The following is a 15,577-nucleotide window of genomic DNA, read 5'->3' as shown; positions in this document are numbered from 1 at the left end:
AATTAATATTAGGCTTTAGATTGGTGCTGTGATATATTCTTCACGAAGGTAGAAAGTTTTTGGGCGAAAAGCGAAGTTCTGTAATGTTTGAAGATAAATTAGATATAAGCGCAAAAGTTACTTTTTATTAATTCTTAATTGAAAAATATTGCCTTCACTATCATGAGCATCACATACTAGATGTCCTCCAAAACCCCAATCCTTTGGAGTGTAAATTACTAGACTTGTTTTCATAAAACCTCGCCTCTTAATATAATTTCATAGCATTCGTGGCAAATATTGATAGTCTTATTGAGATTTTTTTCTATTTAGAACATTCTTGACCTCTTTGTAGCTCGAGCAGTAAGCAATTTTTTTCTCGTGCTTTGATGTGAATTCAATGATGCGAACCATATTATCCTGATCAAATTTTTTGTTCCATTGCCACAATTCAACGAAATTCATAAAAGTTTCTTTCTGGTAGTCTCCAGAGAAAAATTTACGTATACAAACCTCTTGAAAATCCGCCATTGTCGCTTAATCAATGGAGGGTTTAGAATTACGATTAAGTCAGCGTTTTGAAACGATTCGTCTAGCCACTTATAATAAACACCTTCAATGATCCATTTCTCGTTGGATAAAATTGAACTTAGCTTTTCTGCCCTAGACTCTTCACTTGCTCGAGTATAAGTGTTTTGACTTTGATCCCAAAAAACTTGATCCAGATCGTATGCAGTTAAATCAGTTATGCTTTGTAAGTTTTGAGAGATATATGTCTTACCGCTACCAGGTCCACCAATAATATGAATTCTATTAGACTGCATGATACTTCCTTAATGATCAACGTCGCGATAATCGGGAAACTACCGTTAGACGAGGTTTTTTAGAAATGAAAAAAATTGATTTTAAATCTAGATGATATTTTGAGTTATTTTAAACTATTAGAGCTAAGTTTTTGGTGTTAAAATAATATGGCGGCAATGTCTAATTAAAATTAAAATTAAAATTAAAATTAAAATTAAAATTAAAATTTCCTAAGACCGTGACTTCTTTTTAAGGCACCTACAACTTACCCCTTGCTTACCAATATTTTTTCTGGATGTGGGGCGGTATTTGTAATCAATATAGCCTCTAGTATCAATGCAATAATGCTTGCACTCTTGTTCTCTTTTGTTTTCTTCAAGCTCGAAGTAAGTAATAATAGCGATAAAAACCGGTAGCATAATCCAGATGATCAATTTAATCTCTATGCTACTTGGTTGCAGTAAACGATAAATCATTTTAGGTCCATCAAAATACTAATTTTATCTTCCTGAATCTTATGTACTAGGTGCCAGCCCACATGTAAAAAGTGCAGGTGTTACATATCTCTGTAAAGATTATCTGTTGGATAGGCAGTATCACTTTACCATCTTTTTATAGCAGCGATTACTTTTTTACATATGAGTTTTGCTTTGATTTACATTTATTCGCGTATTCATCAGCAGTAACTGCTTGCGGCACGCATACAGGCTGATCGACATAGAGGCATATGGTCCTGCGTTTTCAGCAACAAGAGAATTACAACATAGTTGGGAGGTTCGTCAGCGATGATGTTGCCCCCCTGAGGTTCTTAGGTTTTCGATAGCAATTTAGTGTAGTGCGGGGCTTTTTGGGCTGCGTGGCCTGTTAGGGTAGAGCAGGGGCATGCTATAACGGAAAGTTAAGTAAATGCTTAACTTAAATTCAGTAATTTGAAATTTATAGAATTCAATAACGCACCATAATGGATCTAAAGGTTACGACTAAGACAGATTCATCATAGGTGGCTTTATGAACAATAAAAACGAACAACTTGCCGCGTTGGGCCTCTCTCAAGAGCAGCTTGATGCCTTCTGGATGCCGTTTACCGGCAACCGTGACTTTAAACAAAACCCTCGCTTTATTATTGGTGCCGATGGTAACTACTACACCGATGTCGATGGCCGCAAAATTTTTGATGGTTTAGCAGGCCTCTGGACATGTGGCGCAGGCCACAACCGCCCCGAGATTGCAGAGGCGGTCAGCAAACAGATCAGAGAGCTAGACTATTCGCCGGCTTTCCAGTTTGGCCACCCAAAAGCTTTTGAGTTGGCGCACCGCATTACCGAGTTTACGCCAGCCGGTTTAAACCGTGTGTTCTTTACAGGTTCAGGCTCTGAATCGGTCGAAACGGCGCTTAAGATTGCCCGTGCTTATTGGCGTAAGCGTGGCCAAGGCACGAAAACACGTTTAATTGGCCGCTCTAAGGGTTACCACGGCGTCAACTTTGGCGGTATCAGCGTGGGGGGGATCGGCCCTAACCGTGCGCTTTATGGCCAAGGGCTAGATGCCATTCACCTGCCGCACACTATGTTGCCAGAAAACACCTTTGTTAAAGGGATGCCAACCCACGGTGCAACACAGGCGGATGAGCTAGAACATCTTATAGCGGTGCATGATGCATCGAATATCGCCGCTGTGATTGTTGAACCGATGGCAGGCTCTGCCGGTGTTATTCCGCCGCCACAGGGGTATCTCAAGCGCCTACGCGAGCTGTGCGATAAGCACAATATCCTGCTGATCTTTGATGAGGTGATCACCGCCTTTGGCCGTATGGGCAGTAAAACGGGCGCCGAGGCTTTTGGTGTGACGCCAGACTTGATGACCATTGCTAAACAGCTGACCAACGGCGCTGTGCCAATGGGTGCAGTGGTTGCAAAGCAGGATATCTACGATACCTTCATGGCCGAAGGTGGCCCTGAATATATGCTTGAGCTACCGCATGGTTATACCTATTCGGCGCATCCGGTGGCGTGTGCGGCGGGCTTAGCGGCATTGGATATCTTAGAGAAAGATAACCTTATTGAGCGGGTTAATGGTTTAGCGCCGCAGTTTGAAGAGATGCTGCACGGCCTTAAAGGTACGAAATACGTTGCGGACATTCGTAACTATGGTCTAGCTGGTGCACTGACGATTGAGGCTGCACCGGGTGAGCCAGCGCTGCGCCCTTACCAGATTGCTATGAAGTGTTGGGAGAAGGGCTTCTATGTGCGCTATGGCGGCGACACTATTCAACTGGGTATGCCCTTCACATCAGAAATTGACGAGATCGACCGTCTGATCAACGCACTGGGCGACTCGATCAACGAACTCGACTAAGCAGTAACGCCCCGTAATAGCGGGGCCACAATAAAAATTTGAGGAAAAGTTATGACAATCATTGGTCACATGATCGGCGGTAAGAACGTCGAAGATGCTGCACGCACACAAGACGTGTTCAACCCATCTACAGGCGAAGCAACGAAGCAGGTTGCACTTGCAAGCGTTGAAACAGTTGAAGAAGCTATTGCTGCAGCGCAGGCGGCTTACCCAGCATGGCGCGAAACGCCGCCAGCAAAGCGTGCGCAGGTGATGTTCCGCTTTAAAGCGTTGCTAGAGCAAAACGCCGATAAAATCTGTGAAATGATCGGTGAAGAGCATGGCAAGATCCATCACGATGCGATGGGCGAGCTGATCCGCGGTATCGAAAACGTAGAATACGCTTGTGGTGCTCCTGAGCTGCTAAAAGGCGAGCACAGCCGCAACGTTGGCCCGGGTATCGATTCTTGGAGCGAGTTCCAACCGTTGGGTGTTGTTGCAGGTATTACGCCATTTAACTTCCCAGCGATGGTGCCACTGTGGATGTACCCTATGGCGATTGCGTGCGGTAACACCTTTGTGTTGAAGCCGTCTGAGCGTGATCCAACATCCACGATGTTTATTGCACAATTGCTGCAAGAGGCAGGCTTGCCAGATGGTGTAATGAACGTTGTGAACGGCGATAAAACCGCAGTTGATGTACTGTTAACTGACGAACGAGTTAAAGCGGTAAGCTTTGTTGGTTCAACACCGATTGCTGAATATATCTACCAAACCGCTAATGCCAACGGCAAACGTTGCCAAGCACTGGGTGGCGCAAAGAACCACGCGATTGTGATGCCAGATGCAGATATGGACAATGCGGTTAACCAACTGCTGGGTGCGGCATTTGGCTCATCCGGTGAGCGCTGCATGGCGCTATCTGTTGCGGTGGCTGTAGGCGATCAAGCGGCTGAAACGCTGGTATCAAAACTGAAAGAGGCGATGAAGCCGCTTAAAGTAGGGGCGTTCTCTGATAAGAGCAACGATTTCGGCCCGGTGATCACTCGTGCGCACCAAGAGAAGGTGGTGGGTTACATCAATAGCGCTGAAGCTGATGGCGCCGAGGTGGTGGTTGATGGCCGCGCGCCTCAGGTAGAAGGCTACGACAACGGTTTCTTCGTGGGCGCAACATTAATTGATCGTGTGACTGCGCAGATGAACAGCTACCAAGAAGAGATTTTTGGCCCCGTTTTGCAGGTGGTTCGTGCAGAAAGCATGGAAGAGGCGATGCAGCTGATCAATGATCACGAGTATGGCAATGGTACTTGTATCTTTACCCGCGATGGCGAAGCAGCACGTTACTTCTCTGATCATATCCAAGTGGGCATGGTGGGTATCAACGTACCGCTACCGGTGCCGGTTTCTTACCACAGCTTCGGTGGTTGGAAGCGCTCTTTGTTTGGTGATTTACACGCTTACGGCCCTGACTCGGTACGTTTCTACACCAAGCGTAAAACGATTACACAACGCTGGCCATCCAGTGGTGTGCGCGAGGGCGTATCGTTCTCTTTCCCTAGCTAAGTTTTTCTTATCTCCGTTAGTGATCTTCAAGGGGCACTCTCTACTCCCCCGACACTAAACTTTTTGGCAGGCTTACTTCGGTAACGCCTGCTTTTTTTTGGAATTTTTCCCCCGATATGGGAGTCTTAAGCGCGTCTTTTAAAATGGCGTGTTTAGCGGCCCAGTCTTAGTAGGGGATTTATGGATAAGGATCAGTTTTTTGAACGGGTGTGGCACTTTAACGCCATTATGATTGCGCTGGCAGGTGTGTTGGCGATTGGGTTGATGGTGTTTGGCGCGTATCAGGTTTACGGTGAGCTCACTCGGGATCGCACTGTGCATCAGATTGTTAATGTGGAGGCTCGCAAGGCGGAGCAGTGGCATCTTGAACATGCCTCCCATATTGCTGGCAGCGATTATCTAGTGATGCCGCTGGTGTCTGATCAAAAACGGGACGAGTCTTATTACAGTAAGAGCGCAAAGGCCGCACGTAACTATCTTTTTGTGGATGCCACGAGCGATGCCCAGCATTGGTTGCTGCCTCATAACCGCTCGCTATTTGTTAGCCGAGAAACCCTTAGCCACGATGATTACATCAACCCGCCCGAGCCGGTTATCGCTCAGCTGTATCAGGTGGTTAACGCAGATTCCAATAAGGATAAACGCCTCACCGCATCTGATATCAAAACGCTGGCCCTGTCGCGCCCCGATGGCACCGGTTATGTGGAGGTGATTCCAGCCATGAACGAGTTGTTAGGCAAAAAGCTAACAAACGGCAATCAGCTCTTTGTACTTTATCGTTACAAAGGCGTTGGGTATCGAGCGCTGTTTGATCTCAACGCGTTCAAGCAGGTCAGCCAAACGCAACTGCCCAGCAGCACCGGCCAGCCCTAATAGATTATCAAAGGATAGTACGCCCTATGGAATCGCAAACGCTTAGCGCCATTGCCGCACAAATTATGGCGGCACAGGATTCTGCTCAATCTCTTGAGCCATTTAGCCACCGCTTTGATACGTTAACGCTAGATGCGGCATACCATGTTGCAGCGCTGGTCAATACGCAGCGGGTTGCGCAAGGTTGGCAACCTGTCGGGCGCAAGATCGGCTTTACCAATCATCAGCTTTGGGAACACTTTGGTGTGCACCAGCCCATTTGGGCACCGGTCTATGCGCACAACATGCACTATGCGCAAGACGATAAAATAACCTGTGCGCTGAATGGCTTTTGTGAACCGCGCATCGAGCCAGAAATCATCTTTCATTTTGCTAAAACGCCCCCTCAGAATCCGACCTTTGCGCAGTTGATCGACTCGATAGACTGGTGCGCATTTGGCTATGAGATTGTGCAGTCTCATTATCCGAACTGGCAGTTTGCTGCAGCGGATACGATCATCGATGCAGGCCTTCATGCAGCGCTGTTGGTGGGCCAGCCTATCCCGCTAAAGGAGTTAAAGGGGGATATTGCGCAGGTGCTGGCGAATTGCTCCGTTGAGCTGTATTGCAACCATGAGCTAAAAGACCAAGGCAGCGGCGCTAACGTGTTAGGCGGCCCACTCAAGGCGCTACAGCATTTGGTGGCACTGCTAGCGGCAGAGCACCCAACTGCTCCGATTCGTGCAGGTGAGGTGGTCACAACCGGCACACTCACCGCTGTTTTTCCGGTGGCAGCAGGGCAGCGTTGGCATGTGATTATGCCGGGTTTTGAACTACCCTTGTTGGAGGTTCAGTTTACGAACACGTGAACCGCAGGCAGGACGCCTGCTCAGGAAGAGCTAAATAGTTAACAAAAGGAGTTGTATATGGTGATTCGTAATGATCTTAAAGGGATTAGAGGTTGGCTGATTTTACTGGCATTGAATGTGATGGTGTTGCCGATCGCCTTTGGCCTTCAGATTACAAGCACTCTTTTGCCTCTTTTAATGGATGGGACGTTTGCCTATTTGGCAAACCCGAACAGTGAAGGTTACTTTCCAGAAGCGGCTATGGTGATCATCGCCGAGATCTCTATAATCGCAGCCTTGGTACTCGGATCATTGTATGTCTGCTATCTGTTCTTTGCGCACCATTATAAATTTCCCATCTACTTTATCGCTTTTTTGCTCGCGGCTATCGCGCTATTAATCGGTGATTGTTACCTGGCCCATTGGGCTTTCCCTGAAGACCCTCTCTATGACAACGAAACTCAAGCGCAGCTGATAAAGTCTTTCATCTCTTTACCGGCCTATATGATCTACCTAAGCGTTTCAAAGCGGGTAAAAGCGACCTTTGTAGAGGGGCGGCCCTCTTAGCGAGAGGGCGTTAGCGGTTATTTATTCAAGGGCGATAGTGGTGTATCTCTCTGTAACTCGCTCTGTTGAGTTACAGGGGCATCACGCAAAATCCAGCGTTACAACCAAGCGGCTTTCATTCGCACCGACAGCAGGGGAGCGGTGCACTACTCCGCGCCCGTCGTTACCAAACCACCCATCACCTTTCAGCAGCACCACATCGCCTGCGTTAACCTGCTCTACTGTGGCACCGCGTTGTATTAACCCTGACTCGGCATCACTTAAACCTGCGTTGCCTTTACCGAGCTTTGAGCGGTCGATAACCGAATCACTCAGCCACTCTGTACCGGCACCCACGTAGGTTGATACTAAACGGCAGCCTAACTTGTCGGTGTGAAAACGCGGACACATCGCACGGTCGAGTACCTGAACGCGGGTACCCACCTCTTCAAGATCGAATAGACACGCGTACATCTCTAATAGCAGCGTTAAATCCTCTATAAAGGCGTCGCGGTGGGGAAGATCAGGTAGGGCGGTAGCGAGTGTTTGCGCAACGTCAGCCAGCGGAATAGCGCGGCGCAGGTTAAAGCTTGGCCGCGCTGCCATAAGGCTTTCGCAGTAGCGAGTGACGCTGTGGGCTAGGCTTCGCTCGAAGATAACTAAGTTGACCGATTCCTGAAAAATAGCGGGCAGTGTTTCGGCAGTGGAGCCACGCGCAACATGAATAGGGTTGGCTGGGATGTTGGCTTGGGCAGAACTCGTTTGCAGCGATGCGTTCATTAGGCTCACCTGTTTCTATCTTAATGATATGTTATAGTGTAACAAAAAAGAGCTGCCAGTATTACCTCTGGTTGCTGTCTTACCTCCTCATATGAGCGTTTCGCTTTGCACTTTTTGCTTTGTACTAAGGTTAATCATGAGCCGTTCTTACTTTTCGAATATCGAGCACGCAGCACACAATACGACATTTCCTTTAACGGATGTTATCGAGCAGCTGAATTTCAATGAACAAGGTTTAATTCCGGTAATTGCGCAAGATCATGCGACAAAAAACGTGCTGATGCAGGCGTGGATGAACCGTGAAGCATTAGAGAAAACCCTAGCGTGCGGGCGCATGGTGTATTGGTCGCGCAGCCGCCAGTGCTTTTGGGAGAAGGGCGCAACCAGCGGTCATACTCAGGCGCTCATCGATATGGCTTTTGATTGCGATGGCGATGTCATCTTGTGCCAAGTGGAACAGATTGGCGCGGCTTGCCACACGGGGCGGCCTGCCTGTTTTTATCTCAAGGTTGATGCGGCGGCAGGTCATGTCACGATTAAGGGCGATGCTTCAGCATAAGTGTGCAGAGTTGCACTGTAATTTTCTGCAGTTTTTTGATCTTGGTTGCTCTTGGCGACGTTTTCACTCGTGCGGAGGGGGAATATCGGCTAGTCTGAAGCTGACCAAAAAGTCAAAAGCTCTCCCTGATTTCAGGTTAATGTGTATTGCGCTGTTGTTTTCTGCACAGCAAAGCAGTGTGGTGGAATGGTGATGGCTAACAAGCGAGATATTCGCTCTGGAGTAAATGCCGAGCAACTCAGGCTAGCACTCGATCATGTGCAAGCCTATGTCTTTATGAAAGACGCACAGTCCCGTTATTTATACGCTAACAAGAAAATGCTCGCCTTTTTCGGCTGCTCAGAAGCTGAACTTATCGGCAAAAATGATGCGGCGTTTTTCCCGCCGGCAACTGCTGCTAAGTTGCGCCAAATCGATCAAAAAGCGCTGCATGGAAAAGCCACTCAAGAAGAGGTGGTCATCGAGCGCGAAGGCGGTGTTAAAGAGGTGTATTTGGAGCTGAAATCGCCCGTTTATGCTGATGAAAATCCAGATGAGGTGGTGGGCGTGTTGGGGATATCAACGAATATCACGCATCAAAAGCACCTCGAAAATCTGTTAATTGCCGCAGCAACTCAAGATGCGTTAACAGGGCTGCCCAATCGCCGCCAATTGCTGGAGCGGCTCGAGATGGCGCAAAAGCGAAGCCAGCGCAGCAAGACCCACTGTGCAGTGATCTTTTTAGACCTCGACTGTTTCAAGCAACTCAATGATTGCTACGGGCATGGTGTTGGCGATACCTACCTTATTGAGGTGGCGCAGCGTATCCGCAATGAAGTGCGCGACTTAGACAGTGTGACTCGAATTGGAGGAGACGAGTTTGTTGTGTTGCTCGAGGGGCTGAGCTGTGACCGGTCGCAGGCACGTAATAGCGTAAAGCGTGTGGCACAGAAAATTATCAACGCGCTAGACCAGCCTTTCCCCGATATTGATCCCCAATATACGCTTGCGGCCAGTGCTGGCTGTTCTCTGTTTATCGGTACGCAGCGCTCCTGCGGCGAGATTCTTGCTGAAGCGGATGAGCGGATGTACAACGATAAGCGTAAACGTGCCGCTTCGCGTCTCTCAGCCTAGCTGATAGATAATTGCTTGGGGAATCCGTGAAACTCCTCTAAAGTGGTTGGCCACTTTGCGGAGTTCATATGAAATCGATCAATTACCTTATTCATGTCACAAGGGTGCCTGATGACCTGCTAGCGTTTAAGGACGATCCCGGTGCTGAGCTATATGTAACTTATCAAATATACGAACGTGTTCGCGCGTCTAGCTTGCTTTGGCGTGTTTGGATGATCGATGAGTTTGATGGTCACTGGATTGAAGTGAACTTCGTCAATAACGAAGGCGAAGCGGAGTTTCACACGCTTAAGATCGATGCAGACACCTGCTGCTATATCGAAGACGATACCTACTCAGTGCTGGAGGCGAACGACCCATAATGGCTGTACAACTACGTGATGTTGAATTTCCGCGCGACCAACAAGAGCTTGAACGCCTAATCTACGAGTATGTAGATTGGCTGGATATTGATCTCTCTTATCAAAATTTTGCAGCCGAGATGGCGCGCCTAGATGCTCTGTTTACTTTGCCAAGCGGTGTGTATCAGTTTGCATTGGTCGATGGCAGCATAGCGGGTGGTGTTGGGTTTAGGGCAATTGATACCCAAACGGCGGAGGTAAAACGCCTTTACGTACGCTCGCAGTTTCAAGGTTTAGGGGTTGGGCGTGTATTGATGGAGCATTTGTTGGAGCGTTTAAAAGCACTGGGCTATTTGCGTGTTGTATTGGATGCTGTTCCGCCAACACAGCATGCACAAAAGCTCTATCTGCAGATGGGCTTTGTCGAGATCGAGCCTTACTTTGATAACCCCACCCCAGACACAAAATTCTTTGGCTACACACTCTAGTTGGGGCAGAAAAAGGGCACGGTGATAGTGCCCTTATCGTCTAACGGGGTTAGCTAAGCAGCGAGATAATCAGCTCTGAAGGCGTCATATCTTTTTCATCGGCATGGGTGAGCAGTAGCTCAAGCGCTTCGTTGTTAAGATTCAGCGATTTGTTGGCCTTGAGGATACGGGCTTTCTCTAAATGGTGAGTCAGTTCCAGCTTGTAGTCTTCACTCAACCATGTGTTACACCACTCTCGAAGCTCTTCTTTGTTCGCTGCGACCTGACGCCAGCTTTTTAGCGCCTTTAAGTGGCGTTTAGCGGCTTTGGAGCTGCCAGCGTCAAAAGGAAAATGGTCGTTTTTGTCGAAATGGGATTCAACCCAGTGGACCGTTCTAGCTACATCACTCTTCTTAATCTTCATAGAACACTTCCTCCTCTGATTGGGTTGCGCGAGCGCATGGTACAGAGAAATGCCAATGCTTGATGTTAAGTTTTTATGAAATCTTGCTAAATATTTAACCTAAATCGTTCAGTTGTTGGGCTTGGTCGGCGATTTTTGCCATGAGCTTGTGCATCAGTTGTTGCTCTTCATCACTCAAAGATGATAACAAAAATGCCTCTCGCGCTAGCACCAAAGGCACGATCTGTTGATATAGATCCCCCCCAGCCGGTGACAGCTGTAATCGCGTGATACGGCGATCTTCGCTGTCCGTCTCTTGTGTCACCAGCCCCGCGGTTTTTAATCCCGCTACCGCACGGCTAACCTGCATCTTTTCAAGGTGGGTGCGCTGGCCGATCTCTTTTGCAGCGAGCTTCTTATGCTCGCCTAATACCGCGAGAACGCGCCACTCGAATGGCGCCAGTTGGTAACGGCCTTTGTAAAGTTGCGCTATGGCATCACTAACAATCGCGTTTAACTGCGAGAGCTGATATGGAAAGAAGTTGTCGAGATTAAGTGCCTGCGGCGTTTGCTTAATCGATGTGGTCATAAGGCTGCTCGAATGGTCAGAATCAGTGTGATACTAGCTAAAGCACAGGTAAAAATACAATTTCCTGATTGGAATAAGTGAAGGATTGTATTTTTATTTTAATTAAATCATTGGGTTAGGTTTATTTCTTGATCTTTGACAATTGTAACAAATGTTACTAATATGGCCAGACAACAACAAGCCGAGGGAAAAACAATGATTAAACTTCAGCAGATTCACCACGTTGCTTATCGCTGCAACGATGCGAAAGAAACGGTCGAGTTCTATCAAAAGATGTTGAACATGGACTTTCTTGTCGCGATTGCCGAAGACCGCGTTCCCTCAACAAAAGAGCCAGACCCTTACATGCACCTGTTCCTTGACGCAGGTAATGGCAACATTTTGGCCTTCTTTGAGCTACCGACAAAAGAGAAGATGGATCGTGACCGCAATACGCCTGAGTGGGTGCAACACATTGCGTTCCAAGTTGAGAGCGAAGAAGCGCTGCTGGCCGCCAAAGCTGAACTACAAGAGAAAGGTTTGGATGTGCTTGGCCCAACTAACCACGGTATTATCAAGTCGATCTACTTCTTTGATCCCAATGGTCACCGCCTAGAGTTAACCTGCCTCACCGGCAGCGAAGCGCAGCTTGCCAAGCTTAAAGAGGTAGCGCCAGCGATGCTGGAAGAGTGGTCGCAAACGAAACGCGCACCTAAACATGCAGCATGGTTGCATGAAGAGGAGTTCGCCGAGCAGTAAGAGCGGCTGGCGAACATAAGCAAGATAATTTGAGCGAGAGCACTAGCTTTCGCTTTGCTATTTTCAGGGTAGAGAGATTTTCCATGATGCAATTAAACGAAACACATGATGTAAACCTGCGTAGCTGGGTGAGCGCTGCAAACGAAGCAGACTGCGATTTCCCAATTCAGAACCTACCTTTCGCTGTTTTCCGTCGTAAAGGCAGCGATGAAGCGTTCCGCGGTGGTGTTGCGATTGGTGATCAAGTGGTCGATATGGCACGTGTTGCTGAGCAAAACCTGCTGACCGGTAAGTGTGGGGAAGCGGCCGCTGCGTGTGCAGAACCAACGCTAAACCGCTTTATGTCCATGGGACAAGAGTATGCATCCGCATTGCGTTTGGCGTTGTCTATGGCGTTGCGCGAAGGTGCAGACCGTGCGCTTGAAAACTGCCTGATCCCAATGGATCAAGTTGAATATGATCTACCTGCGGTCATCGGCGACTACACGGACTTCTACACATCGATCCACCATGCGACCAGTGTTGGCAAGCTATTCCGTCCAGATAACCCATTGTTGCCAAACTATAAGTGGGTACCGATTGGTTACCATGGCCGTTCGTCGTCAATTGGTGTTTCTGGTCAGGAGTTTCGTCGTCCAAAAGGTCAAACGAAAGCGCCAGACGCAGCAGAGCCAAGTTTTGGCCCATGTAAGCGCCTAGATTACGAGCTAGAGATGGGCATCTACATCGGTAAAGGTAATGCGATGGGCGATGCGATTGAGCTTGATCAAGCCGATGAGCACGTGTTCGGTTTCTGCCTATTTAACGACTGGTCGGCACGTGATATCCAAGCATGGGAATACCAGCCATTAGGTCCATTCCTAGCGAAAAACTTCGCATCCACGGTATCTCCATGGATTGTGACGTTGGAAGCGCTAGCGCCGTATCGCGCTGCGTGGACGCGTGATGAGAGTGACCCACAGCCTATGCCGTATCTTGAATCAGACGCAAACCGCGCTGCCGGTGCATTTGATATCGAGCTAGAAGTGCTGATCGAAACACCAAAAATGAAAGCAGAAGGTACGCCTGCACAGTCTGTGTCGTTGTCGAACTTCCGCCATTCATACTGGACCGTTGCGCAGATGGTTGCGCACCACACGGTTAACGGCTGTAACATGAAACCGGGTGATTTCTTCGGTTCCGGCACACAGTCGGGTCCTGAACATAAAGAGGCGGGCTCTTTGCTGGAGCTATCCAACGGTGGCAAGCAGCCTATCACGCTAGCGAATGGCGAGCAGCGTACCTTCCTTGAAGATGGTGACACGATCATCATGAAAGGCTGGTGTGTGAAAGAGGGCGCTGCCCGTATCGGCTTCGGCCATGTTGCGAGCACGGTTTTGCCTGCAAACTAATAGGCCAATCAATTAAAGCGTTACGTGATGTAACCTGCCAAGCCCCGCTTTTATGCGGGGCTTTTTTGTGCGCGTGGCTTTGTTGAGAATCGCACCGCTGAGTGATGCTGGTGCGCAAGATCATATTTAGTATTGCACTTTCCGGTGCTAGTCTTGCTCTAAAGAGATAATAACTAAGATTCAGAATATGTATGAGCATGCATATTTGTGACAAGAGCAGGTGGTTCCATGGATGTATCTGAGCAACAGCAAGCCGATCTGGCGGCTGAGATCGTCACCAATCTCAAGAGTAAACCGGGTGCCTTGCTACCCATTCTTCACGCGATTAAAGCAAAGCTTGGCTTTATCCCCGACAGTGCCATACCCATCATTGCGGAGCATCTGCAGCAAACCGATGCAGAGATCGTGGGTGTCATCAGTTTCTACCACCAGTTTAAGCGCAAGCCTCAGGGTAAGCATCGTGTTCAGGTATGCCGCGCCGAAGCGTGCCAAGCCAGAGGTGCACGGGAGCTTGAGCAATATGTACAAGACAGGCTCGGTATTGCGCTGCACGAGACCACCTCTGATGGTGCGGTGACGCTAGATCCCGTGTATTGCTTAGGTAATTGTGCCTGTGGTCCATCTGTGCGTATTGATGACCAAGTGTATGGCAAGGTGACAGCTGCGAAAGCAAAACAGCTGTTAGAGCGGCTCACGCTGGCACCGGCGGAGGTAACATCATGAGTACACTGCGCGTTTATGTGCCACAAGATACAACGAGCCTCTCGTTAGGCGCGGATGCAATCGCAGAGAAGTTAGCAGCACGTGCTAGTGCCGACGGTATCACTCTTGAGTTAGTACGGAACGGCTCGCGTGGGCTTTTCTGGTTAGAGCCGCTCATCGAGGTAGAGACGCCACAAGGGCGCTTTGCGTACGGACCTGTTGAAGAGGATCAGGTTGATTCCTTGGTGGATAGTGGTGTTTTTGATGGACAGTGTCACCACCCGTTAGCGCTTGGCAAAACGGATGAGATCCCCTATTTGGCTAAGCAGCAACGCGTCACATTTGCGCGTGCTGGCGTTGATGATCCAACATCCTTGGCGGGGTACCTTCAGCAAGATGGCTTTCTTGGCCTAAAAGCTGCTCTTAAGTTATCGCCGCAAGTGATTGTTAATGAAGTAAAAGATTCGGGGTTGCGAGGCCGGGGTGGGGCAGCGTTCCCCACCGGTATTAAGTGGCAAACGGTGCTCGATTGCCAAGCTGAGCAGAAATATATCGTCTGCAATGCTGATGAGGGTGATTCCGGCACCTTTGCTGATCGCTTGGTGATGGAGGCTGATCCCTACATGCTGATCGAGGGGATGGTGATTGCAGGTTTAGCCGTAGGTGCGACGCAAGGCTATATCTACCTGCGCTCGGAATACCCCAATGCTGATCGAATTCTCAATGCTGCGATTACTGCGTCCTATCAGGCGGGCTACTTGGGTAACAATATACTCGGGAGTGGCCAAGCGTTTGATCTTGAGGTGCGTTTAGGCGCTGAAGCTTATATTTGCGGCGAAGAGACTGCGCTACTTGAGAGCCTAGAGGGTAAACGGGGGCAGGTGCGCGCTAAACCGCCACTGCCCGCGATTGAGGGGCTCTTTGGGCAGCCAACTGTTGTGAACAATGTACTGACGCTGGCAGCACTGCCCGCAATTTTATCGCAAGGGGCACAGGCTTACGCAAATCACGGTGTGGGCCGCTCCCGCGGTACCATGCCGTTTCAACTGGCAGGTAACATCGCAAACGGCGGCTTGGTCGAACTGGCGTTTGGTACCACATTGCGCGAGCTCATTGATGGCTTTGGCGGTGGTAGTTTTTCTGGGCGGCCGATTAAATCTGTCCAAGTTGGAGGGCCGCTCGGCGCGTATCTAGATGAGAGCCAATGGGATATCCCATTAGATTACGAGGCGTACACACAGGCAGGGGCTGTACTCGGACATGGGGGTGTCGTGGCGTTTGATGATACCGTCAATCTGCTCGAGCAGGCCCGCTTCTCTATGGAGTTTTGTGCGGTTGAGTCCTGCGGTAAGTGCACCCCCTGTCGTATCGGTTCTACCCGCGGCGTTGAAGTAATTGATCGCATCGCAGCGGGTGACGCGGTCGAAGACAATCTCTTGCTGTTAGATGATCTATGCGAAACCATGACGTTCGGCTCGTTGTGCGCCATGGGCGGGATGACCGCTTTCCCTGTACAGAGCGCACTGAAACAGCATCTTGCCAGCCAAACAGAGTCTGAGGAGTGTTGA

General features: G+C 49.0%; 17 protein-coding genes. 13 read left to right on the top strand and 4 right to left on the bottom strand.

Translation table 11 applies throughout. The features are described from left to right. Positions 1–440: 440 nt before the first annotated feature. Complete coding sequence (locus E4L36_RS01545) at positions 441–803, bottom strand: hypothetical protein (RefSeq protein ID WP_206064478.1); 363 nt, start codon at positions 801–803, stop codon at positions 441–443. 988 nt (positions 804–1,791) lie between these two features. Between E4L36_RS01545 and E4L36_RS01540 the strand changes: the two genes are divergently transcribed. The 5 genes from E4L36_RS01540 (at position 1,792) to E4L36_RS01520 (ending at position 6,947) form a co-directional block, all read left to right on the top strand. Further along, positions 1,792–3,138 carry an aspartate aminotransferase family protein gene (locus E4L36_RS01540; protein WP_136678697.1) on the top strand — a complete coding sequence of 449 codons (1,347 nt, stop codon included), beginning with the start codon at positions 1,792–1,794 and terminating at the stop codon, positions 3,136–3,138. Between the two features lie 51 nt (positions 3,139–3,189). Then, positions 3,190–4,680, top strand: coding sequence for a CoA-acylating methylmalonate-semialdehyde dehydrogenase (locus E4L36_RS01535; RefSeq protein ID WP_127693064.1), 1,491 nt, complete (start codon positions 3,190–3,192; stop codon positions 4,678–4,680). 180 nt (positions 4,681–4,860) lie between these two features. Next, positions 4,861–5,553 (top strand): hypothetical protein, encoded by a 693-nt coding sequence (locus E4L36_RS01530; RefSeq protein WP_136678696.1) that lies wholly within the window; start codon positions 4,861–4,863, stop codon positions 5,551–5,553. Between the two features lie 26 nt (positions 5,554–5,579). Beyond that, positions 5,580–6,401, top strand: coding sequence for a fumarylacetoacetate hydrolase family protein (locus E4L36_RS01525; protein WP_136678695.1), 822 nt, complete (start codon positions 5,580–5,582; stop codon positions 6,399–6,401). A gap of 57 nt (positions 6,402–6,458) precedes the next feature. Beyond that, on the top strand, positions 6,459–6,947 hold the full coding sequence (locus tag E4L36_RS01520) for a DUF2569 family protein (protein ID WP_136678694.1): 489 nt from the start codon (positions 6,459–6,461) through the stop codon (positions 6,945–6,947). 81 nt (positions 6,948–7,028) lie between these two features. Here the strand turns inward: E4L36_RS01520 and E4L36_RS01515 are convergent, their stop codons facing one another. Beyond that, on the bottom strand, positions 7,029–7,706 hold the full coding sequence (locus E4L36_RS01515) for a DUF1826 domain-containing protein (protein ID WP_136678693.1): 678 nt from the start codon (positions 7,704–7,706) through the stop codon (positions 7,029–7,031). 136 nt (positions 7,707–7,842) lie between these two features. On the opposite strand from E4L36_RS01515, the gene hisI reads away from it, so the two are divergent. From hisI to E4L36_RS01495, 4 genes are all read left to right on the top strand, one after another. Further along, on the top strand, positions 7,843–8,265 hold the full coding sequence (gene hisI, locus E4L36_RS01510; RefSeq protein ID WP_136678692.1) for a phosphoribosyl-AMP cyclohydrolase: 423 nt from the start codon (positions 7,843–7,845) through the stop codon (positions 8,263–8,265). A 192-nt stretch (positions 8,266–8,457) separates the two neighbouring features. Further along, the gene (locus E4L36_RS01505) at positions 8,458–9,378 is read left to right on the top strand and encodes a GGDEF domain-containing protein (protein WP_169051439.1); all 921 of its coding nucleotides are present in this window, start codon (positions 8,458–8,460) and stop codon (positions 9,376–9,378) included. A 68-nt stretch (positions 9,379–9,446) separates the two neighbouring features. After that, positions 9,447–9,740: a hypothetical protein gene (locus E4L36_RS01500; RefSeq protein ID WP_206064477.1), complete on the top strand. Its 294-nt coding sequence runs from the start codon at positions 9,447–9,449 to the stop codon at positions 9,738–9,740. Beyond that, positions 9,740–10,207 (top strand): GNAT family N-acetyltransferase, encoded by a 468-nt coding sequence (locus tag E4L36_RS01495; RefSeq protein WP_136678690.1) that lies wholly within the window; start codon positions 9,740–9,742, stop codon positions 10,205–10,207. Before E4L36_RS01500 ends, E4L36_RS01495 begins: the two co-directional genes overlap by 1 nt. A gap of 49 nt (positions 10,208–10,256) precedes the next feature. On the opposite strand, the gene E4L36_RS01490 is transcribed toward E4L36_RS01495, so the two are convergent. Both E4L36_RS01490 and E4L36_RS01485 read right to left on the bottom strand, forming a co-directional pair. Further along, a complete protein-coding gene (locus E4L36_RS01490; RefSeq protein ID WP_136678689.1) occupies positions 10,257–10,610 on the bottom strand; it encodes a hypothetical protein in 354 nt (117 codons plus the stop codon). A gap of 94 nt (positions 10,611–10,704) precedes the next feature. Beyond that, entirely contained in the window at positions 10,705–11,178 is a 474-nt protein-coding gene (locus E4L36_RS01485; protein ID WP_136678688.1) for a MarR family transcriptional regulator, read from the bottom strand. Positions 11,179–11,373: 195 nt separating this feature from the next. Here E4L36_RS01485 and E4L36_RS01480 point away from each other — a divergent pair, with 195 nt between their 5' ends. The 4 genes from E4L36_RS01480 (at position 11,374) to E4L36_RS01465 (ending at position 15,577) form a co-directional block, all read left to right on the top strand. Beyond that, on the top strand, positions 11,374–11,916 hold the full coding sequence (locus E4L36_RS01480; RefSeq protein ID WP_136678687.1) for a VOC family protein: 543 nt from the start codon (positions 11,374–11,376) through the stop codon (positions 11,914–11,916). 83 nt (positions 11,917–11,999) lie between these two features. Beyond that, positions 12,000–13,307, top strand: a complete 1,308-nt coding sequence (gene fahA / locus E4L36_RS01475; RefSeq protein ID WP_136678686.1) for a fumarylacetoacetase — start codon at positions 12,000–12,002, stop codon at positions 13,305–13,307. 228 nt (positions 13,308–13,535) lie between these two features. Then, on the top strand, positions 13,536–14,030 hold the full coding sequence (locus tag E4L36_RS01470; protein WP_136678685.1) for a formate dehydrogenase subunit gamma: 495 nt from the start codon (positions 13,536–13,538) through the stop codon (positions 14,028–14,030). Then, complete coding sequence (locus E4L36_RS01465; protein ID WP_136678684.1) at positions 14,027–15,577, top strand: formate dehydrogenase beta subunit; 1,551 nt, start codon at positions 14,027–14,029, stop codon at positions 15,575–15,577. Before E4L36_RS01470 ends, E4L36_RS01465 begins: the two co-directional genes overlap by 4 nt.

This window comes from Neptunomonas sp. XY-337, from assembly GCF_004959845.1.
GTDB lineage: Bacteria > Pseudomonadota > Gammaproteobacteria > Pseudomonadales > Balneatricaceae > Neptunomonas > Neptunomonas marina.
The sequence above is the reverse complement of the archived record's forward strand: the minus strand, read 5'-3'. Positions and strand labels throughout refer to the sequence as shown.